We start from the raw sequence: 23,155 nt of genomic DNA, 5'->3' as shown, positions 1-23,155 counted from the left end.
CACACCTCAGCCCTTCACGGTCGGCTCGGGAACACGCTGCTCGGCTGTTGCCGCCAGCCACTGCTCGATCGCCTTCGACGTGGTCGCCGCCTCCGCATCGACCATGGTGAAATGATTGCCGGGAACCGTCTCGGTGCTGTCGGCGTACGGCCACGACACGGCCGTCGTGGCCGGCACGGCGGCACCGATCGGCTCGGCCCCGCGCAGGTAGAGCACCGGGGCCCCGGTGGCCCCCAGCTCGAACTCGGGCAGCAGGTCGACGTACCAGGCCATCGCGGTGAGCTGGGCGCTGTCGAACTTGCCCGCGGCCGCCTCCAGCTCGAACAGTCCGAGCACCATCTCGGTCATCACCGCGCCGGCGGAAGCATCCTCGACGGAGCCGCCGCCGGGGTCGCCCGGCCGCTGCACCGGCTGGGTGTCGAGCAACACGACGCCCTGCGGGCCGGTGCCCATCCGTTCGAGGTGGCTAGCAGTCGCCTGGGCGAGGATGCCACCGGCCGAGTACCCGACCAGGACGAACGGCTCGCCGTCGGCGGCGCTCAGCGCCGCGTCGGCGAGCAACTCGACCACCAGCTCGGCGGTCGCCGGCAGCGGAGCGCCCCGGGTGAAGCCGGGCACCGGCAGCGACACGACGTCACGGATCTGCTGGAAGTGCGCGACCAGCCGGCTGTACTGGTAGTGGTTGCCCATCGCCATCGGGGTCTCCACGAACAGCAGCCGGGGCCGGGCCGGGCCCTGCGCCAGGCGCAGCGGGGAGATCCGCTGGTCCGCACCGGCCGGCGTGTCGAAGGTGGGACGCAGGCGCGCCGCCGCGCTCAGCACGTCGATACCGTCGCCGAGCCGGCCGGCCAGCGCCGCCGCCCGGAACAGATCGCGCAGCGTCTCCCCGCCCTCGTCGCCCTCACGAACCGGTTGCTGACCGGCGCCGTTCGCGGCGAGTTCGTCGAGCAGGTGACGGGTGAGATGGTTGGGTGTCGGGTACTGGAAGATCACCTCACTGAGGTCGAGACCGGTCCGGGTACCGAGGTCGATCCCGAGCTCGGTCACGGTCAGTGAGGTGAATCCGGCCTCGACGAAGTGCCCGTCGAAGTCGATCGTCTCCGGAGTCGTGTTCACCACGGCCGCGATCGCGCTGGCGACCAGGTCCCGCACGGCGGGCTCCCGCTGCTCACCGCCGAGCGCGGCGAGCCGGCGCCACGTCTCGGCTCCCGCGTCGCCGGCCCCCGCGTCGCCGGTCGCCGCGACGGCCGCCACCGGGCGGCCCGGCGCACCGTTCGCACGCGGCCGACCGTTGTCGCCGGGCCGAACGGCGGCCGAGGTGGCCGGGACCTGCTCGGTGTCCGAGCCCGACGGGTCGCGCTCGGACCCCGACCGCAGCTCGATCGAATCCGCCGTGAGCACGGGACTGCCCGCCGGGTCGACCATAGCGAGCGAGAGCCTTCGACCGTCGGCGCGCAGCCGCACCCGGACCGTGACGGCGCCGGTGGCGTGCAGCTCGACCCCGGACCAGGAGACCGGCCGCCCCGGCCGGCCATCGGCGCCGTCAACCAGCCCGGTGGCGTGCAGGGCCGCGTCGAGCAGGACGGGATGGATCGCGAAGGCCCCCGTACCGGCGCTCTTCGGCAGGTCGACCTCGGCGAACAGGTCCTGTCCGGCCCGCCAGGCGCGGCGCAGGCCGCGCATCGCCGGCCCGTAGGACAGGCCTCGGTCGGCCAGCTCCTCGTACCAGCCGGACAGGTCGACCGGCTCGGCGCCGGCCGGTGGCCACTGCCCGTCGTCCACCGTCAGCGGCGAGGGCCCGCCCCGGCCGGCCGCCAGCCGGCCGGCGGCGCACTGCGACCAGGCCGTGGAACCGTCCTCGGCCCGGGCGTACACGGCGAACTCCCGCTCGCCGTGTCCCGCCCCGGCGTCGCGCACCACCACCTGGATCTGCGTCGCGGTGGCCGGATCCAACGGCACCGGAGCCAGCTCCGTCAGCCGGGCGATCCGGCTGCAGCCGACCCGGTCCCCGGCATGCACCGCGAACTCGACCAGCGCCGGGGCCGGCAGCACGGTGGCATCCCCGATCCGGTGGTCGTCCAGCCAGGACCTGGCTGCCCGCGACAGGCGGCCGGTCAGCACCAGGTCCTGCGTACCGGCGACCGGCACCGCCGCACCCAGCAGCGGATGCCCGGTCTCCTCCAACCCGGCGGCGACCACCTCGCCGACCGCCAGCGCGTCCATCTCGACCCAGTACCGCTGCCGATGGAACGAGTACGGGGGCAGCGCCACCTGCCGCGCGCCCCGACCGGCGTACAGCCGCGACCAGTCCACGGCATGCCCGGTCACCTGCAGCCGGGCCACCGCCGCGAACAGCGCGCCGACCTCCGCCGGGTCCGCGCTCACCGTCGGCACCACCGCCTGGCCGGCGTCGGGCAGGCAGGCCGCCACCATCTGCGCCAGGCCACCGTCCGGACCCACCTCGACGAACCGGGTCACGCCCAGTTCCGCCAGATGGCGTACGTCGTCGACGAACCGGACCTCGGCGCGCAGCTGCCGCTCCCAGTGTTCGGCGGTCGCCAGGTCGTCGGCACCGACCAGCTCGCCGTCGACGTGCGCGACCAGGCTGACGGCCGGCGGGTGGTAGGTGAGCCGGTCCGCGACGTCGAAGTACTCCTCCAGGACATCGTCCACCGCCGAGGAGTGGAACGCCCGGCGCACCCGCAGCGGGCTGACCGACCGTCCCGCTGCCCGCCACCGCTCGGCCAGCTCGGTGACGTCGTCGTCCGGCCCGGACACCACCACCCAGTCAGGGCTGTTCACCGCCGCGATCTCGACGTCCCCGTCCAGTTCGGGCCGCACCTCGTCCTCGCTGGCCCGCACCGCCACCATCGCCCCGGCGGGCAGCTCCTGCAGCAGTTCCCCACCGGTCGCGCAGAGCTTCACCGCGTCGGCCAGCGACAGCACCCCGGCGACGTGCGCGGCGGCGAGCGCCCCGGCCGAATGCCCGACGACGTGGTCGGGCCGCAGGCCCCACGACTCCAGCAGCCGGTACGTCGCCACCTCCACCGTGAACAGTGCGGCCTGCATGTAGCTCGTCTGGTCGAGCAGGCCAGCGGCCACCGTGCCCTCCTCGGCGAACACCAGATCCCGCAACGGCCGGTCGAGATGCCGGTCGAACTTGGCGCAGACCTCGTCGAACGCGGCGGCGAAGGCGCCGAACGAGGCGTACAGCTGCCGGCCCATCCCGGCTCGCTGCGCCCCGGCACCCGGGAACAGGTACGCCGTACCGCCGGTCGGCCGGACGTGGCCGGTCACCACCCGTGGCGACAGCGTCGCGGCGGCCAGGTCGGTCAGGGCCCCCAGCAGGTCGTCACGGTCGGCGCCGACGACAACGGCCTGGTGGTCGAAGGGCACCCGGGTGGCCGCCAGGGAGTACCCGACGTCGACCGGGTCGAGGTCGGGGTCGGCACGCAGCGCTGCGACCAGCGCGGCAGCCTGGTCCGGCAACGCCTCCCGGGTTCGCGCCGACACCAGCAGCGGCAGCATCGGCCCGGCCGGCCGCTGCGCCTGTTGGGGCGGCTGACCGTGCGCCTGCGCCCCGGCCACGGCGGGGTCCGCCTCCTCCAGGATCAGGTGCGCGTTGGTGCCGCTGCGCCCGAAGGACGACACCGCGGCCCGGCGCGGACGCTCGCCCGCCGGCCAGGGCACCGACTCGGTGAGCAGCCGCACCTGGCTGTCGGCCCAGTTCACGTGTGGGGACCGGTCGTCGGCGTGCAGCGTCCGCGGCAGCACGCCGTGCCGCAGGGCGAGCACCATCTTGACGACCCCGGCGACGCCGGAGGCCGACTGGGTGTGGCCGATGTTCGACTTGACCGATCCCAGCCACAGCGGCCGGTCGCGGTCCTGCCCGTACGTGCCCTGCAGGGCCCGCACCTCGATCGGATCGCCGAGCCGGGTGCCGGCGCCGAAGCCCTCGACCGCGTCGACCTCGTCCGCGCGTAGCCCGGCGGTCGCCAGCGCCCGCCGGATCACCTTCTCCTGGGCCGGCCCGTTGGGCGCGGTCATCCCGTTGGAGGCACCGTCGGAGTTGACGGCGGAGCCCCGTACCACGGCCAGCACCTGGTGGCCGTTGCGTCGGGCGTCGGAGAGCCGCTCCACCACGAGCACACCGACGCCCTCGGCCCAGCCGATCCCGTCGGCCGCCGCCGAGAACGACTTGCAGCGCCCGTCGGTGGCCAGCCCGCCCTGCTGGTCGAAGTCGACGAAGGTGGCCGGGGTCGAGATCACCGTCACCCCGCCGGCGAGCGCCAGCGAACAGTCACCCTGGCGCAGCGCCTGGATAGCCCAGTGCAGCGCGACCAGGGAGGACGAGCAGGCGGTGTCCACCGACACCGCCGGGCCCTCCAGGCCCAGCAGGTAGGCCACCCGGCCGGAGACGATGCTCTGCGACAGGCCGACCCCACGGAACGCGGCGGCGTGTTCCACCGATCCGAACATGCCGGGGTCGTAGTCGGGCTGCATCACTCCGGCGAACACACCGGTGGTGCTGCCGCGCAGCGAACGCGGATCGATGCCGGCCCGCTCGATCGCCTCCCACGAAGCCTCCAGCAGCAGCCGCTGCTGCGGGTCCATGACGGTCGCCTCGTCGTCACTGATGCCGAAGAAGCCGGCGTCGAAGTGGGTGGCGTCGGCGACGAACCCGCCCTGGCGGGAACCCGCGCCGGAGTCGTGGCTGAACCATCCTTCGATGTCCCAGCCCCGATCGGTGGGGAACGACGAGATCCCGTCGTCGCCGGCGGTCAGCAGCCGCCACAGGTCCTCGGGCGAGCTGACCGCGCCGGGCAGTCGGCAGCTCATGCCGACGATGGCGATCGGTTCGTCCGCCGACACCGGGGCCTGGTCGGGCTCTGCCACGGACGGTTCCTCCGCGTCACCGACGAGTTCCTCGGCGAGGTGGTCGACCAACGCCATCGGGGTCGGGTTGTCGAACACCAGGGTCGCCGACAGCTGGACCCCGGTGGCGACACTGAGCCCGTTGCGCAGCTCGACCGCGGTGAGGGAGTCGAATCCCAGGTCCTGGAACGCCCGGTCCAGCTCGATGCTCTCCGGGGCACTGTGCCCGAGCGCCTGCGCCACCTGCGCGCGAACCAGCTCCCGCAGGGTGTTCCCCCGGTCCTGGACCGACATCGCGGCCAACCGTTGACTGAACGTGCCGGTGGCGTCGCCGGGGGCGGCGACGGCGCGGCGCGGCGCTGGGACGAGGGCCCGGAACAGATCCGGCAGCGCGTCCCCCTGCCGGCGAAGGACCGTGAGGTCGAGCCGGATGGGGGCGAGGAACGGTTCCGGCGACATCCAGGTGGCGTCGAACAGCGCCAGCCCTTCCGCGCCGCTGATCGGGACGAACCCGGTACGGGCCACCTGCGGCAGTTCGGCGGCGGTGACGTGACCGGCCATCCCGGTGCCGGTGCCCCACATGCCCCAGGCGAGGGAGACCCCGGCCAGGCCGCTGGCCCGCCGATGGGCGGCCAGCCCGTCCAGGAAGGTGTTCGCGGCGGCGTAGTTGCCCTGCCCCATCCCGCCGAGCACGCCGGAGGCGGAGGAGAACAGCACGAACGCGGCCAGGTCCATCCCGGCGGTCAGCTCGTGCAGGTGCCACGCGGCGTCGACCTTCGGCCGCAGCACGGCGTCGATCCGCTGCGGCGTCAGCGTGTCGATCGTGCCGTTGTCCAGCACCCCGGCGGCGTGCACGACCGCAGTGAGCCGGCGTCCGGCGACAAGCGCCGCTGCCGCGTCCCGGTCGGCGACGTCGCCGGCGACCAGCTCGACCTGGGCGCCCAGCCCGGTCAGCTCCTCGACGAGTTCGTCGGCGCCTTCGGCGGCCGCACCGCGCCGGCTGACCAGCAGCAGGTCCCGTACGCCGTGCGTGGTGACCAGGTGCCGGGCGATCAGCCGGCCGAGGCCACCGGTGGCCCCGGTGACCAGCACCGTGCCGGCGGCGACGTCGGCCGGTACCGCGTCGGCCGCAGCCGCGTCCGCTCTGCGCAGCCGGGCCACCCGTACCGCCCCGTCCCGGACCACGACCTGGGACTCCCCGGCCGCCAGCACCTTCGGCAGCAGCGTCACCGCGTCCTGTTCGGCGTCGGTGTCCACCAGCACGATCCGACCCGGATGCTCGGTCTGCGCGGACCGGATCAGCCCCCACACGGCTGAGCCGGCCAGGTCGGTGACGTCCTCGCCGGGCAGCGCCACGGCCCGCCGGGTCAGCACCACCAGCCGGGTGCCGGCGAACCGGGGCTCGGCCAGCCAGGTACGCAGCGCGGTGAACGCCTCCACGGTGCCGGCGCGGACCGCTTCGGGCGTACCGGCGCCGGCGCCGGACACGGCGGCGTGACGGTGCAGCACCACCGCCGGGACCTCGGCGCCGGCGGTCACGCCGGCCAGGTCGGCGACGGTGACCGGGGCACCGGCCGGCAGCGCCACCGGCGTCCAGTCGACGGTGAACAGCGCGTCGCGGTACGGCCCACTGTCGGCGGCGGCCAGTTCCGCCGCCACGACCGGGCGCAGCACCAGCGAACCGACCGAGGCGACCGGCGTACCCGTGCCGTCGGCCAGCAGGATCGACACGCCGCCGTCGGCCGAGCGGCTGACCCGGATCCGGGCGCTGGCCGCGCCGGCGGCGTACACCTCGACGTCGCGCCACTGGAACGGCAGGGCCGCCTCCTGCCCGGCCAACCCGCTGCGGCCGACCGCCTGCAGGGCCGCGTCCAGTAGTGCCGGGTGCAGCCCGAACCGGTTCACCTTGCCCCGTGCCTGATCCGGCACGCTGATCTCGGCGTACAGGTCGTCGTCGCGGCGCCAGGCGTTCCGCAGCCCCTGGAAGGTCGGTCCGTAGACCAGTCCACGTTCGGCGAACTCGTCGTAGACGCCGGCCAGGTCGACCGGCTCGGCGCCGTCCGGCGGCCAGGAGGTCAGCTCGGCACCGGTGGGCGGCCGACGCGGCACCAGGGTGCCGGTCGCGTGCGGCGTCCAACGGCTGTCGTCCGTACCGTCGTCGGTCCTGCTGTGCACGACCAGCGACCGGGCTCCGGAGTCGTCGGGCCCGCCGAGCGTGATCTGGATCTGCTGCGCGTCCCGGGCCGGCAGCACCAGCGGGGCCTGCAGGACGAGGTCGGCGATCCGGCCGCAGCCGACCCGTTCCCCGGCGTGTGTGGCGAGTTCGACGAAGCCCGCGCCGGGGAACAGGACGGTCTCGCCCACCCGGTGGTCGGCCAGCCAGGGCTGGTTCGCCACCGACAGCCGCCCGGTGAGCACCATGCCGTCGTTGGCCGCGAGCATGACGGCGGCGCCGAGCAGCGGGTGGTTGGCGGGGGCGAGCCCCATCGAGACCGGGTCACCGGTCAGCGGGGAGGCGGTCAGCCAGTAGCGCTTGCGCTGGAACGGCACAGCCGGTGGATCCTCGACCGAGCCGTCGGCCGGCACCGGGCCGGCCGCCAGATCCGCCGGCGCCTCCTCCAGGATCACGTGCGCGTTCGTCCCGCTCAACCCGAACGACGACACCCCGGCCCGACGCGGTCCGTCGGTACCCGGCCACGGCCGCGCCATGGTCAACAGCCGCACCCCACCCGCCGACCAGTCCACATGCGACGAGGGCTCCGACACGTGCAACGACCGGGGCAGCAACCCCGCCCGCAACGCCATCACCATCTTGATCACACCACCCACACCCGCCGCCGCCTGCGCGTGACCGATGTTCGACTTCAACGACCCCAACCACAACGGACGATCCGCGTCCCGACCCTGCCCGTACGTCGCCAGCAGCGCCTGCACCTCGATCGGGTCGCCCAGTTCGGTGGCCGTACCGTGGCCGTCGACCGCGTCGACCTGGTCGGCGGACATGCGGGCGTTGGCCAACGCCTGCCGGATCAGCCGCTGCTGAGCCGGACCGTTCGGCGCGGTCAGCCCGTTCGACGCGCCGTCGGAGTTGGCCGCGGAGCCGCGTACCACGGCGAGAACGCGGTGGCCGTTGCGGCGCGCATCGGACAGCCGCTCGACGAGCAGCACCCCGACGCCCTCGGCCCAGGCCGGCCCGTCGGCGTCGTCGGAGAAGGAACGGCACCGGCCGTCACGCGACTGGGTGTCCTCGAGGTTGAACTCGACGAAGGTCTGCGGGGAGGCCATCACCGACGACCCGCCGGCGACAGCGAGGGAGCACTCCCCCCGACGCAGCGACTGTACGGCGAGGTCGAGCGCCACCAGGGACGACGAGCAGGCGGTGTCGAGCGTGATCGCCGGTCCTTCGAAACCGAAGTGGTACGAGACCCGCCCGGACACCACCCCCGACGACCCGTAACTGCCGGGATAGTTGTGGTACATGACCCCGGCGAAGACGCCGGTCTGGCTGCCGCGTACCGACGCCGGGGCGATACCGGCGCGTTCGAACGCCTCCCAGGTGCTTTCCAGCAGCAACCGCTGCTGGGGGTCGATCAGCAGGGCGTCGCGGGGGGCGATGCCGAACCAGTCGGCGTCGAAGTCGCCCGCGTCGTAGAGGAACCCGGCCTGCCGTACGTAGGTCGTGTTGGGCCGGGTGCCGTCGGGGTCGTAGAGCCGGTCCAGGTCCCAGCCCCGGTCGGTGGGGAACCCACCCATCGGATCGACCTCGTCGACCAGCAGCCGCCACAGCCCTTCCGGACTGGTCACCCCACCGGGGAACCGGCACGCCATGCCGATGATGGCGATCGGCTCGTGTGCTGCCTCGGTGAGCTGGCGGCTGTGCTCGCGGAGTCGCTCGTTCTCCTTCAGCGACGCGCGGAGAGCGTCGACGATCCTCTGGTCCGCCTGCGTCATGTCTATCTCACACCTCTCGCGTCACTCGCCGAAGTCGGCCGTCTGCAGGGCCATGCTGATGAGGTTCTCGGTGTCCATTTCGTCAATCGCGGAGCCGCCCGCCGGGTGGGGCGTGCCGGCCGGGTGCGTCGGCGCGCCGGCCAGCGCGAGCAGGCTCTCCAGCAGTCCGGCGGCACGCAGCCGGCCCAGCGGGATGCTGCTCAGCACCGCCCGGATCTCGTCGTCGGGCAGCGCAGCGCCGCCGTCGACGGTGTCCGGCACGAGGTCGGCGGCGAACTGCCGGGCCAGCGCGGCGGCGTTGGGATAGTCGAAGATCAACGTCGCCGGCTGCTGCCGGCCGGTGAGCAGGGTCAACCGGTTACGGAACCCGATCGCGGCCAACGAATCGAAGCCCAGCTCGCTGAAGGCCCGCTCCGGCTCGATCGCCTCCGGCCCCGGGTGCCCGAGCAGCTTCGCCGCCTCACTGCGGATCATCTCCAGCAGCAGTTCCTGCGCCTGCGGGCGGGACTTGCCGGCGAGCTGCTCGCGGAGCCGGCCGCCGCCACCACCGGTCGGCGCGCCGCCGTTCGCGTCCCGCGCGGAGCGCCGACGCGTCCCGGTCGTGCCATCGTCCGTCGGCGGGGGCGCGGCCAGGCCGTCGAGCAACGCCGGCCGGTCCGGCCCCAGCTTCGCCGGATCGAGCCGGATCGGCACCAGCACGGCGTCGGGCAGGGCCACCGCCCGGTCGTACAGGGCGAGACCGGTCTCGGCGTCGAGCGGGTGGACACCGGTCTCGGCGAGCCGCCGCAGGTCGGCTTCGGTCAGTGCGCCACCCATCCCCTCGTCGGCAGTGGACCACAGGCCCCAGGCCAGTGACTTGGCCGGCAGGTCGTGCGCCCGCCGGTGGGCGGCCAACCCGTCCAGGTAGGCGTTGGCCGCGGCGTAGTTGGCCTGACCGGGTGGGCCGAGGACCCCGGCGGCGGAGGAGAACGTCACGAACGCGGCGAGCGGCGTGTCCCTGGTCAGCTCGTGCAGGTGCCACGCGGCGTCCACCTTGGGCCGCAGCACGTTCGACATCCGGTCGGCGGTCAGCGAGCCGATCACCGCGTCGTCGAGAACGCCGGCCGCGTGCACGACGCCGGTGAGCGGATGCTCCGACGGCACCGTGGCGAGCAACCGTGCCACCTCGTCGCGGTCGGTGACGTCGCAGGCCGTGACCGTCACCTGGGCGCCGAGGTCGAGCAGGTCGGTACGCAGCCGCGTCATGTCGGGCGCGGCCATGCCCCGCCGGCTGGTCAGCAGCAGATGCCGTACGCCGTGACCGGTCACCAGGTGCCGGGCGATCACCCGGCCGAGGGCGCCGGTCGCCCCGGTCACCAGGACCGTGCCCGAGCCGAAGTCCGGGGGCGTGGGGGGCGCGTCCTGCGGCGGCGGACCGCTCGGCACCAGGCGGGGCACGTACAGGGCTTCGTCGCGGACCGCCACCTGGGGCTCCCCCGTGGACACCGCCGAGGCCAGCAGCGCGGGCGAGACCCGGTCCGGCTCGACGTCGACCAGCACGATCCGATCGGGGTGCTCGGCCTGCGCGCTGCGTACCAGGCCCCAGACGGCGGCACCGGCCGGGTCCACGCCGGCGACGGCACCGGCCGGGACGCCGCCGCCGGTCACCACCACCAGCCTCGACCCGTCGAACCGGCTGTCGGCCAGCCAGGTACGCAACGCGTCGACCGCCCGCCGGGTCTCGCCGTGCACGACGTCCGGGTCCGGGCCGCCGCCACAGCTGAGCAGGAACACCGGCCGGTCCTCGCCGTCGCCGTCGGCCGCCGACGCGACGACGGCGTCGAAGTCCGGTACGGCGGTCGCTGTGAGCGGCGCCGCCAGCGTCCAGCGGTCCGGGCCGACCAGCTGCCAGGCGACGCTCGGCGACACGTCGGGTGCGGCGATCGGCTGCCACTGGACCCGCAGCAGCGCCGCCGCTGGCCCGTCGCCCGGACCTCCGCCGTCGCGGCTGGCCGCTGACCCGTCACCGGCGGACACCTCCACGTCGTCGAGGGCCTGCGCCAGGTCACCGGCGGGGCGCAGCGCGAGCGCGTCAACGGTGGCGACCGGCACACCGGCACCGTCGGCGATCTCGACCGACACCGTCGCCGGCGCGGCCACCCGGACGCGCACCCGCGCCTCGACGGCGCCGGTGGCGAACAGGCTCACCCCGGTCACCGCGAACGGCAGCAGCGGGCCGGCCGCCGCCACCGGGCTGTGCGCCACCAACTGCCAGGCCGCGTCCAGCACCGCCGGGTGCAGGTTGAAGTCGGCGGCGTCAGTGCCGGCCACGGCCGGCAGGGCGACGTCGGCGTACACCTCGTCGGCCCGCCGCCACACCGCGCGCACCCCGCGGAAGACCGGGCCGTAGGCGATTCCGGCGGTCGCGGCGAGCTCGTCGTACCAGCTGTCCAGCGGCACCGGGGTGGCTCCCGGCGGCGGCCACTGGGTGAACTCCGGGTCTGGTGCCAGCCGGTCGGCGGCCGCAGTGTCCGGCACCAGCACCCCACTGGCGTGCCGCTGCCAGGGCGGGTCGGTCCCGGCGGATCCGGCCCGGGAGTGCACCAGGACACGCCGGGCCCCATGTTCGTCGGCGGCACCGACCTCCACCTGCACGGCGACGCTGCCGCCGGCCGGCAGGACCAGCGGACGTTCGAAGTCGAGCTGCTCGATCCGCCCGCACCCGAGCTGGTCGCCGGCCCGGGTGGCGAGTTCGACGAGGCCGGCGCCGGGCAGCACGGTCAGTCCGTGCACCACGTGGTCGGCCAGCCAGGGGTGGGTGGCGGTGGACAGCCGGCCGGTCAGCATCAACCCACCCGACCCGGGCAGTTCCACCGCCTGGTCGACGAGCGGATGTGCACCGGCAGCCGGATCGGCGAGGGCACCCGCGACACTGTCCAGCCAGTACCTCTGGCGTTGGAAGGCGTAGGTGGGCAGGGGTACCCGGCGCACCGGAAGGTCGGCGAGGACCGCCGACCAGTCCACCGCGACGCCGCACACGTGCAACCGGGCGAGCGTGTCCAGCAACGTACGCGGCTCGTCGCGGCCCCGACGCATCGTCGGCGCGACCGTCGGCGGCGCCACCGTCGCGGCGACGCCACGCGACACCAGCGGGACGAGCACGGCGTCCGGCCCGACCTCGACGAACCGGGTGACACCGGCGCGTTCGAGGCAGCGGACCGCGTCGTGGAAGCGCACCGGCTCGCGAACCTGCCGTACCCAGTACTCCGCCGAGCACAACTGCTCCGGGTCCGCCGCCGCGCCGGTGAGCGTGGAGACCAGCGGCACCCTGGGCGGCCGGAAGGTGACCGACTCGACCACCTCGCGGTACGCGGCCAGCATCGGCTCCATCGCCGCCGAGTGGAACGCGTGCGACACGCGCAGCCGGGTCACCGCCCTGCCCTGCCCGGCGAACCTTTCGGCGACGGCCCGGATCTCCTGCTCGGCACCGGAGAGCACCACCGACTGCGCCGCGTTGACGGCGGCGAGGTCCAGCCGGCCGGTCAGCAGCGGGCGTACCTCGTCCTCGCTGGCCTGCACGGCGAGCATCGCACCGCCGGCCGGCAGCGCCTGCATCAGGGTGCCCCGGGCGGCGACCAGGGCGCACGCGTCGGACAGCGAGAGCATGCCGGCGGCGTACGCGGCGGCCAGCTCGCCGATCGAGTGTCCGGCGAGCCGGTCCGGACGGACCCCGACCGACTCCAGCAACCGCAGCATGGCGACCTCGACGGCGAACACCCCGGCCTGGGTGTAGGCGGTCTGGTCGAGCAGCGCGGCCTCGGCGCTGCCCGGCTCGGCGGCGAGCACCGTACCCAGCGGCGGGTCCAGACGCGTGTCGAACTCGCTGGTCACCTCGTGCAGCGCCGCCGCGAACACCGGGAACCGGGCCGCGAGCTGCCGTCCCATCCGGGGGTGCTGCGCGCCCTGGCCGGAGAAGACGAAGGCGAGGCCGCCGCTGCTGACCGTGCCGGTCACCGACTCGGCCTCCTCGACGCCGTCGACGAGTGCGACGAGCCCGAGCAGGAAGTCGCCCCGTTCCGCGCCGAGCAGCACGGCCCGGTGCTCCAACTGTGGCCGGAACACGGTGGAGTAGCCGATGTCGGCCGCTTCGTCGTCGGTGTCGTCGACGTGGTTCAGCAGCCGCTCCGCCTGTGCCTGCAGTGCCTGGCGGGTACGGCCGGACAGCAGCCACGGCACCACCGGCGGCTCGCCGGCCCCACCATCGGCCCCACCGCCGGACTCACTGCCGGCCGCACTACCGCCGTCACCACCGGCGGTGACGGCGGCATCCTGCGGGTCTGCCTCCTCGATCACCAGATGGGCGTTGGTACCGCTGACGCCGAAGGACGAGACCGCGGCCCGGCGGGGCTGGCCGGTCCGCCGCCACGGCCGGTCCGTGGTCAGCAGCCGAACCTTCCCCGCAGCCCAGTCGACATGCGTCGACGGCTCGGTCACGTGCAGCGTCCGCGGCATCGTCGCGTACCGCATCGCCTGAACCATCTTGATCACTCCGGCGACCCCGGCGGCGGCCTGGGTGTGCCCGATGTTCGACTTGAGCGAGCCCAGCCAGAGCGGTTCGTCCCGGTCCTGCCCGTAGGTGGCGAGCAGGGCCTGCGCCTCGATCGGGTCGCCCAACGCCGTGCCGGTGCCGTGCGCCTCCACCACGTCGACGTCGCCCGGCCGCAGACCGGCGTTGGCCAACGCCTGGCGGATCACCCGCTGCTGGGCGGGTCCGTTCGGAGCGGTGAGCCCGTTGGACCGGCCGTCGGAGTTGACCGCCGAGCCCCGGATCACGGCGAGCACCGGGTGACCGTGCCGGCGGGCGTCGGAGAGTCGTTCCAGGACGAGGACCCCGGCGCCCTCCGCCCAGGCGGTGCCGTCGGCGTCGGTGGAGAAGGCCTTGCAGCGACCGTCGCGGGCCAGCCCGCGTTGGCGGCTGAACTCGACGAACGTCTCCGGGGTCGCCATCACCGTGACCCCGCCGGCCAGCGCCAGCGTGCACTCCCCGGTACGCAGCGACTGCGCCGCCCAGTGCATCGAGACCAGCGACGAGGAGCAGGCGGTGTCGACACTGACCGCCGGGCCTTCGAATCCGAAGTGGTGGGCCACCCGACCGGACACCACCGCGCCGGTGGAGCTGCTGGCCACGTAGTCGTGGTACTGGACACCGACGAAGACGCCGGTAGCGCTGCCCCGCAGGGACAACGGGTCGATGCCGGCCCGTTCGACGGCCTCCCACGAGGTCTCCAGCAGCAGCCGCTGCTGCGGGTCGACGGTCGGCGCCTCGCGAGGTGAGATGCCGAAGAAGCCGGCGTCGAAATCGGCGGCGTCGTAGAGGAATCCCCCGGTACGCACGTACGTGCTGCCAGGCCGTTCCCCGCTGGCGTCGTAGAGCTGGTCGATCTGCCAGCCACGGTCGGCGGGGAACTCGCCGATGGCGTCGACCCCGTCGGCGACGAGGGTCCACAACTGCTCCGGCGAGCTGACGCCGCCCGGGTAGCGGCAGGCCATCGCGACGATCGCGATCGGCTCGTCGGTGCCTGCCGAAGACGCGACGGCAAGGGCGCCTCCCGGCCGGCTCTCGCCGACGACGAGTTCGGCGCGCAGGTACTCGGCCACCGCGTTCGCCGTGGGATGGTCGAACACCAGGGTGGCCGGCAGCCGTAGCCCGGTCGCCGCGGTCAACGCGTTGCGCAACTCGACGGCGGTGAGCGAATCGAAGCCGAGCTGATGGAATTCACGGTCGGCGGCGACCGCCTCCGGTGATTCGTGTCCCAGCACGGTCGCGACGTGGGTACGGACCAGGTCGAGGAGCAGGTCCGCCCGTTCCCGCTCGGCGAGCTCTGCGAGGCGCGCGGCGAGTGCCCCGGTGCCGCCGCCCGCTGCCGGCCGGGTGAGCGGACCCACCAGCGAGCTGAAGACCGGCGGTACGCCGTCGCCGGCACGCAGCCGGGCCGGTTGCAGCGCCGCGGCGACGACGGCGGGCGCGGTGGCGGCGACGGCGGCGTCGAACAGCGCCAGCCCGGCGGGCACGGACAGCGGCAGTACCCCGCCGCGGGCCATTCGGGCACGGTCGGCCTCAGCGAGCGTTCCGGTCATACCGCCGTCGGTGTCCCACTGGCCCCAGGCCACGGAGACGGCGGGCAGCCCCGCCCGGTGCCGCCGGGCCGCCAGCGCGTCCAGAACCGAGTTGGCGGCGGCGTAGTTGGCCTGCCCCGGCGCGCCGAGCACCCCGGACAGGGAGGAGAACATCACGAACGCGGCCAGGTCCATCCCGGCGGTCAGCTCGTGCAGGTGCAGCGCCCCGGCGACCTTGGGCGCGAGTACGGCGTCGAGCCGGTGCGGGGTCATCTCGGTGACGACGCCGTCGGCGACCACCCCGGCGGCGTGCACGACGGCGGTCAGCGGCCGCCGGGCGGTGGTCTCGGTCAGCACGCGGGCCAGTGCGGCGCGGTCGGCCACGTCGCAGGCGACCACCCGGGCCCGGGCGCCGAGTTCGGCGAGTTCGGCGACGAGCGCGGCGGCTCCGGGGGTCTGGTCACCCTGGCGGCTCAGCAGCACCAGGTGCCGGACCGCGTACCGGTCGACCAGGTGTCGGGCCACGATGGCACCCAGCGATCCCGGCCCGCCGGTGATCAGTACGGTGCCGGCCGGGTCGAGCACCGGTCGAGCGTTGCCCGCCGCCGGAAGGTGGGCCAGCCGGGCCGCGTGTGCCGTGCCACCGCGTACGGCCACCTGTGGTTCCCCTGCGGCGAGCGCCGCCGCGACCGCCGCAGCGACGGTGTCGGCGTCGGCCGGCGTGTCGCCGGTGGCGGCCACGCCGCTGACGCCGGACGGGTCGGTGCGGTCCACCGGGTCCGCGTCGACCAGCAGGAACCGGTCCGGATGTTCGGCCTGGGCGGACCGTACCAGCCCCCAGACGGCCGCGCCGGCGAGATCACCGCCGGTGCCGGCGACCGGTACGGCGCCCCGGGTCACGACGGCCAGCCGGGTGCCGTTGTTGGTGGCGTCACCGAGCCAGTGCTGCAACGTCGCCAGCAACTGCCGGCAGTGCTCACGGATCGTGTCCGGGTCGTCGCCGCAGACCTCGTCGAGGCGGAGCAGGTGCACACCCTCGGCCGGGCGGTCACGGCCCGGGTCCGCGATCGGGACCCAGTCGAGCCGGTGCAGGTCGGCGGTCCGCGCCGGTGCCGCCGCGACGGCGGCGAGCGGCCGGAAGGTGACCGCTGTCGCGGTGGCGACGAGGTGGCCGGCATGGTCGAAGGCCGCCACGGCGTACGTGTCCGGTGAGGTCGGGGTGAACCTGACCCGCAGTTCGGCGGCGCCGGTGGCGTGCAGGGTGACGCCGGACCAGGAAAACGGCAACCGGGCGTGGCCCTGCCCGTCGCCCAGGTCGACGGCGAGTGCCTGGGTGGCGGCGTCGAGTACGGCAGGGTGCAGGCCGAAGCGGTCGGCGTCGCCGGGGTCGGGCAGCCGTACGTCGGCCCAGAGCCGGACACCCTGACGCCACACGGCGCGCAACCCGCGGAAGGCTGGCCCGTAGTCGAGACCGGCACCGGCCAGCGTGTCGTCGAGGGTGTCGATCGGGACCGGCTCCGCGCCGGCCGGTGGCCAGCTGGGCTCGGCCTCCGGCTGATCGGCCCCGGACGGGATCGGGGCGGTGGTGAGGTGACCGGTGGCGTGGCTGGTCCACGACCGCGCCGCGACGGCCTGCTCGGCCCGGGAGTGGATGCTGATCCGCCGGGCACCGGCCTGGTCGGGTTCACCGACGACGACCTGGATCCGTACGCCGCCGTGGGCCGGCAGCCGCATCGGAGCGTGCAGGGTGAGTTCGGCGATGTGGGCGCAACCGAGCTGGTCGGCGGCCCGGACGGCGAGCTCGACGAAGGCGGTGCCCGGCAGGATCACCTCGCCGTGGACCCGGTGTTCGGCCAGCCACGGGTGGGTGGCGGTGGACAAGCGCCCGGTGAGCACCGCGCCCTGGGTGTCGGCCACGACGGTGACGGCGGCGAGGAGGGGATGGTCGGCGGGGTCCAGCCCGACGGTCGCCAGATCTCCGGCCGGCGCCCGATCGTCCAACCAGTAGCGTTTGCGGTGGAACCGGCGGGTCGGCTGCGGCAGATCGGTGTCGCCGGTGCCGCTTTCCCCGGCCGGCTCGGCCTGTTCCAGGATCAGGTGGGCGTTGGTGCCGCTGACGCCGAACGACGACACCCCGGCCCGACGTGGTTCGTCGGTACCCGGCCACGGCCGCGCCCGGGTCAACAGCCGCACCCCACCCGCCGACCAGTCCACATGCGACGACGGCTCCGACACATGCAACGACCGCGGCAGCACCCCCGCCCGCAACGCCATCACCATCTTGATCACACCACCCACACCCGCCGCCGCCTGCGCATGACCGATGTTCGACTTCAACGACCCCAACCACAACGGACGATCCGCGTCCCGACCCCGCCCGTACGTCGCCAGCAACGCCTGCGCCTCGATCGGATCCCCCAACCGGGTACCGGTACCGTGCGCCTCCACCACATCGACGTCCACCGTCGACAACCCCGCCGCCGTCAACGCCTGCCGGATCACCCGCTGCTGCGCCAGCCCGTTCGGCGCGGTCAGGCCGTTGGAGGCGCCGTCCTGGTTGACCGCCGATCCCCGGATGACGGCCAGAACGGGATGCCCGTTGCGCTGGGCGTCGGAGAGCCGTTCCAGCAGCAGGACACCGGCGCCCTCGGCCCAGCCGGTGCCGTCGGCGTCGTCGGAGAACGGTTTGCACCGCCCGTCCGATGCCAGACCACGTTGCTTGCTGAAGGCGACGAACGGGCCCGGAGTCGCCATGACCATCACGCCCCCGGCGAGCGCCATCGAGCATTCCCGCTGCCGCAGGGCCTGCGCGGCGACGTGCAGCGCCACCAGCGACGACGAACAGGCGGTGTCGATGGTCAACGCCGGGCCGGCCAGGCCGAAGGCGTACGAGATCCGGCTCGAGATGACCGAGGCCGCGTTGCCGGTGCTGAAGTACGCGGAGACGGCCTCCGTCGCGGCCGCCGACAAGTCGTCGTAGTAGTCCTGGGCACCGCTGCCGACGAACACGCCGACCTGCGCCCCGTCGAGCGAATCCGGGGCGAGCCCGGCCCGTTCGAAGGTCTCCCACGCCAGCTCCAGCATGATCCGTTGCTGCGGATCGGTGGCCAGGGCCTCCCGGGGCGACATTTCAAACAGTTCGGCGTCGAAGCCGGCCGGGTCGGCGAGGAAGCCACCCTCGCGGACGTGGCCGTCGGCCGGACCGTCCTCGTCACCGGTCGGCAGCGGACCGGTGGTCCAGCCACGGTCGGTGGGGAACGGGCCGATCGCGTCGACCTCGTCGACGACGAGCCGCCACAGCTCCTCCGGACTGGTGACGCCACCCGGGTAGCGGCAGGACATCGCCACGATCGCGATCGGGTCCCGGTCCGCCGACTCCACCTCGTGCAGTCGCCGGCGGGTCTGATGGAGCTCCGCGGTCACCCGCTTGAGGTACTGCAGCAGCTTACCGTCGTCGTCCATAGTGGCCATCAGCCCAGCTCCTTGTCGATGAAGTCGAAGACGTCATCGGCACTCGCTTCCGCGAGCCGATCAACGACCGTGGTGACGGCGGGTCCGTCGACGACTTCGGTCAATCTGCTCACCAGCGACTGCAGCCTGCCGGTGATGCGGGTGCGCGCGATCTCGTCCGGTGTGAGGGGTCCGGCCAGGGCTTCCAGCCGGTCCAGCGTGGCCAGCACCGGCTCCGCCTCGGAACCCGGTCCGCACAGTTCGTCACGCAGGTAGCTGGCCAGCGCCGCCGGGGTCGCGTGGTCGAACACGACGGTCGCCGGCAGCCGCAGGCCGGCGGCCACGCCGAGCCGGTCGCGGAAGTCGACGGCGCTGACCGAGTCGAAGCCGAGGTCCTTGAAGTTGGTGCCAGGGGCGACGTCGGTGGCGTCGCCGTGGCCGAGGACCGCGGCTGCCTGTGCCCGTACCAGATTCGACAGGACCTGCAACTGGTCGCCGTCGTCGAGTCCGGCGAGCTGGACCACGAGCGTGCCGGCCTCGGCCGGGTCGACCGGCTGCCCCAATCCGGCGGTCGGCGGCAGCAGTCCGGCGACCAGCGGTCGGGGCCGGGCAAGCGTGTGGATCGGTCCGAACCTCGCCCAGTTGACGTCGGCCACCACCAGTGCGGCCTCCTCCCCGCCCGCTTCGACGAGCCGACCGGCGGCCAACCGTGGGTCGAGCTCACGGATGCCGAGTTGCCGCAGATGGGCGCTGGCCGTCTCGTCCACCATGCCGCCACCGGCCCAGGGCCCCCAGGCGATGGCAGTGGCCGGTCTACCGGCAGCCCTGCGGCGTACCGCGAACGCGTCGAGGAAGGCGTTCGCGGCGGCGTACCCGGGCTGTTGGGCGCTGCCCCAGATCGCCGCGCCGGAGGTGAACAGCACGAAGGCGTCCAGCGGCAGGTGTGCGGTCAGCTCGTCCAGATGCACCGCGCCGGAGATCTTCGCCGCTCCGGCGGCGGCGAAATCGGCGACGGTGAGCTGGGTGAGCGGCCGCTGCCCGTGCAGCGTGCCGGCCGCGTGGACCACCGCGGTCAGCGGCGGTACGGCCGGCAGCCCGTCGAGCAGCCGCCGCAGTGCCGCCCGGTCGGTGACGTCGCAGGCCACGATGCTCACCTCGACGCCGAGTGCGCGGATCTCGGCGGCCAGGTCCGCAGCGCCGGCCGCCTCCGGTCCACGCCGACCGGTCAACACCAGGTGCTCGGCGCCGTGCTCGGCGAGCCACCGTGCCACGTGCCGGCCGACGCCCCCGGTGCCGCCGGTGACCAGGACCGTGCCGCGTGGTCGCCATTCGGCGGTGCCGGGGTCACGCCCGGCACGCACCATCCGACGGGCGAAGGTGGCCGCCGGCCGGATCGCGAGCTGATCCTCCGGGCCGCCGGCCCGCAGCACCGCCACGCACCGGGCGACCGCTTCCCGGTCGGGCTGGGCGGGCAGGTCGATCAGACCGCCCCAGGTGTCCGGCTGGTCGATCGCCAGTCCGACACCCAGACCCCAGATCGCCGCCTGGTGCGGGTCGGCCGGGAGGTCGAACCGGTCCACCGCTACCGCCTGACGGGTGACACACCACAGGCGTGCCTCGATCCCGGCGTCGGTCAGTGCCTGGCAGAGCAGGACGGTTCCCCGGCTGCCACCGGTCAGGGTGGGGTGTGCCGGATCGGGGTCGTTGTGCGACGCGAGCAGGCTGAGCACGCCGTGCGGCGGGGCGGCGGCGGCGAGTGTGGTGAGCCGTGCGGCCAGGCTCTCCCGGTCACCGTCACCGACCTCGACGGTACGGACTCTGACGCCGTCGGTGGCGAGTTCGGCGACGAGCGCGTCGGACCAGGGATACCCGGCCGGTACGGCTACCAGCCAGTTCTCCTGACCCGGTCCGGGCGGGTCGAGCCGGCCCGGCGGGTCCGCCACCGGCTGCCAGCGCACCCGGTAGCGCCAGGAGTCGACCGGGGTCGGCTGATCCCCGCTGCCGCCCGGCTGTGCGGCGTCGGCCGGCTGTGCGGTGCCGGCCGTCGGTGCGGTGTCCGTCGACTGTTTCCCGGCCGCCGGCCCTGCCGGTGGCTCCGTCTGCGGCGTGTACGGGGCCGGCACCCACCAGAAACGTTGCCGTTCGAACGGATACGTCGGCAGTTCGACCGGCTCCGGCGTACCCCCCAGCACCGCCGACCAGTCCGGGGTGATGCCCCGCACGTGCAGTTCGGCCACGGCCCGCTGCAGGGTCTCCGGCTCGGGCCGGCCCCGGCGCAGCAGCGGCACCACCCGGACGTCAGGACTGGCGCCCAGGCAGCCGCGCATCGGACCGGTCAGCGCCGCGTCCGGCCCGATCTCGACGAAGGTGGTCGCGCCCAGCTCACGCAGCGCGGTCACGGCGTCGGCGAACCGCACCGGCTGACGGATCTGACTCGCCCAGTACTGCGCGGTCGCCAGCTGTGCCGACGCCGGCCGACCGGTGGCGGTGGACACGACCGGCAGTTGGGGCGGACGGAGGTCGAGAGTGGCCACGGCGGCCTGGAACTCGTCGAGCACCGGGTCCATCAACGGCGAATGGAACGCGTGCGACACCCGCAGCCAGATGACCTGCCGGCCGTCGGCGGCGAGCCGCTCGGTCACGGCGGTCACCGCCTCGCGTGGGCCGGACACGACCGCCGAGTCGGGGGTGTTCACCGCGGCGATCGCCGCCCCGCCGGTGAGCAGCGGGGTCACCTCGGATTCCGGCGCCTGGACCACCGCCATCGCGCCACCGGCAGGCAGCTTCTGCATCAGCGTTCCCCGGGTGACCACCAGCCGGCACGCGTCGTCGAGGGAGAGGACCCCGGCGGTGTACGCCGCGCTGATCTCGCCGACGGAGTGGCCGGCCAGCAGTTGGGGCCGGATCCCCCAGGCGGCGAGCAGCCGGATCAGCGCCACCTCGACGGCGAAGAGCCCGGCCTGGGCGTACACCGTCTGGTTGAGCGCCTGCTCGTCGCCGCCGTCGACGACCTGACGCAGCGGCCGGGGCAGCTGGGTGTCCAGCCGGTCGCAGACGTCGTCCCATGCCTGCGCGAAGGGCGGGTAGGCGGCGGCCAACTCGCGCCCCATCGCCAGCCGCTGCGCGCCCTGGCCGGTACAGACGAACGCGAGCTTGCCCGGCGCGGCGGACCCGGTGGCCACCGAGGCCGCCGTTGACGCGCGGGCCACAGCGGTCAGCCCGTCGACCGCCGCCGCCCGGTCGGCGGCGAGCACCACCGCCCGGTGTGGCAGGGCGGCGCGACCGGTGGCGAGCGTGCCGCAGATGTCGGACAGCGCTTCGTCGCCGGCGACCACCGGCAGCAGCCGCCGGGCCTGGCTGCGCAGCGCGGCGGCGGTCCGGGCGGACAGGACCAGGGGCAGCAGCGGGCCGGCGGTGCTCGGCGGTGCCGCTGGTGACGCCGACGGTGCTTCCTCGATGATCAGGTGGGCGTTGGTGCCGCCGAAGCCGAACGACGACACGCCTGCCCGACGCGGTTGGCCGTTCACCGGCCACTTGCGGGCCTCGGTGAGCAGTTCGACGTTGCCGGCCGACCAGTCCACCTGCGGGGTCGGGCGGTCGACGTGCAGGGTCCGCGGCAGCATCGAGTGCCGCATCGCCTGCACCATCTTGATGATCCCGGCCACCCCGGCGGCCGCCTGGGGATGCCCGAGGTTGGACTTGATGGAGCCGAGCCACAACGGTTGTTCGCGGTGCTGGCCGTAGGTGGCGAGCAGGGCCTGCGCCTCGATCGGGTCACCGAGCGTGGTGCCGGTGCCGTGGGCTTCGACCACGGCGACGTCGGACTCCCGCAGCCCGGCGTCACGCAGCGCCCGGCGGATCACCCGCTGCTGCGCGGGACCGTTCGGCGCGGACATGCCGTTGGAGGCCCCGTCGGAGTTGACCGCGCTGCCACGCAGCACCGCCAGCACCGGGTGCCGGTTGCGCCGGGCGTCGGACAACCGCTCCAGCAGCAGCAACCCGGCCCCTTCGGACCACGCCGCGCCGTCGGCCGCGGCGGCGAAGGACTTGCACCGCCCGTCCGGCGCGAGTGCCCGCTGCCGGCTGAAGTCGACGAACAGCTCCGGGGTGCCCATCACCGTGACACCGCCGGCGTACGCGAGGGTGCACTCGCCCCGGCGTAGCGACCCCATCGCCTGGTGCACCGCGACCAGCGAGGACGAGCAGGCGGTGTCCACGGTGACCGCCGGTCCCTCCAACCCCAGGTTGTAGGCGATCTGACCGGACACGAGGCTGCCGGTGGGGCCGCCACCGGCGTAGTCGTGGTACATCACTCCGACGAAGACGCCGGTGGACGTGCCGGCGAGCGAGGTCGGGTCGACGCCGGCCCGCTCCGCCGTCTCCCAGGCCACCTCCAGCAGCAGCCGCCGCTGAGGGTCGGCTCGCATCGCTTCCCGAGGGCTGATGCCGAAGAACGCCGCGTCGAACTCGGCCGCGTCGTAGAGGAACCCGCCGTGGCGTACGTAGCTGCGACCCGGCTGACCCGGCTGCGGGTGGTACAGCTGCTCGACGTCCCAGCCCCGGTCCGTGGGGAACTCCCCGATCGCGTCCACCTCGTCGGCGACCAGCCGCCACAGGCCCTCAGGTGACCGCACCCCACCGGGATAGCGGCAGCCCATCGCCACGATGGCGATCGGTTCCTGGTCACGTGCCTCGGCCGCGCGCAACTGCTGTCGGGTCTGCTGTAGCTCGCTGGTGGCGCGCCGCAGGTAGTCACGCAGTTCGTCGGCGGTCGCCATGGTCA

The 23,155-nt window shown here is 74.1% G+C and carries 3 protein-coding genes; all 3 read right to left on the bottom strand.

Annotated elements, in window-relative coordinates; genetic code table 11:
• Positions 1–6 precede the first annotated feature (6 nt).
• From O7553_RS04965 to O7553_RS04955, 3 genes are read right to left on the bottom strand one after another with little or no spacing between them, the layout of a single operon-like run.
• Positions 7–8,826 (bottom strand): type I polyketide synthase, encoded by an 8,820-nt coding sequence (locus tag O7553_RS04965; protein WP_281553686.1) that lies wholly within the window; start codon positions 8,824–8,826, stop codon positions 7–9.
• Positions 8,827–8,847: 21 nt separating this feature from the next.
• On the bottom strand, positions 8,848–18,393 hold the full coding sequence (locus tag O7553_RS04960) for an SDR family NAD(P)-dependent oxidoreductase (RefSeq protein WP_348650102.1): 9,546 nt from the start codon (positions 18,391–18,393) through the stop codon (positions 8,848–8,850).
• Entirely contained in the window at positions 18,393–23,150 is a 4,758-nt protein-coding gene (locus O7553_RS04955; RefSeq protein ID WP_281553685.1) for a type I polyketide synthase, read from the bottom strand. The genes O7553_RS04960 and O7553_RS04955 overlap by 1 nt, the downstream gene beginning before the upstream one ends.
• Between the last annotated feature and the right edge of the window lie 5 nt (positions 23,151–23,155).

Source organism: Solwaraspora sp. WMMA2059, from assembly GCF_027497315.1.
In the GTDB taxonomy this organism is placed as follows: domain Bacteria; phylum Actinomycetota; class Actinomycetes; order Mycobacteriales; family Micromonosporaceae; genus Micromonospora_E.
Note: the sequence above shows the minus strand (reverse complement) of the source record. Positions and strands in the feature narration are given on the sequence as shown.

Excerpts from the sequence above, each read along its gene's own strand:
- O7553_RS04965 (WP_281553686.1), bottom strand. The coding sequence starts at position 8,826 with ATGACGCAGGCGGACCAGAGGATCGTCGACGCTCTCCGCGCGTCGCTG.
- O7553_RS04960 (WP_348650102.1), bottom strand. The coding sequence starts at position 18,393 with ATGGCCACTATGGACGACGACGGTAAGCTGCTGCAGTACCTCAAGCGG.
- O7553_RS04955 (WP_281553685.1), bottom strand. The coding sequence starts at position 23,150 with ATGGCGACCGCCGACGAACTGCGTGACTACCTGCGGCGCGCCACCAGC.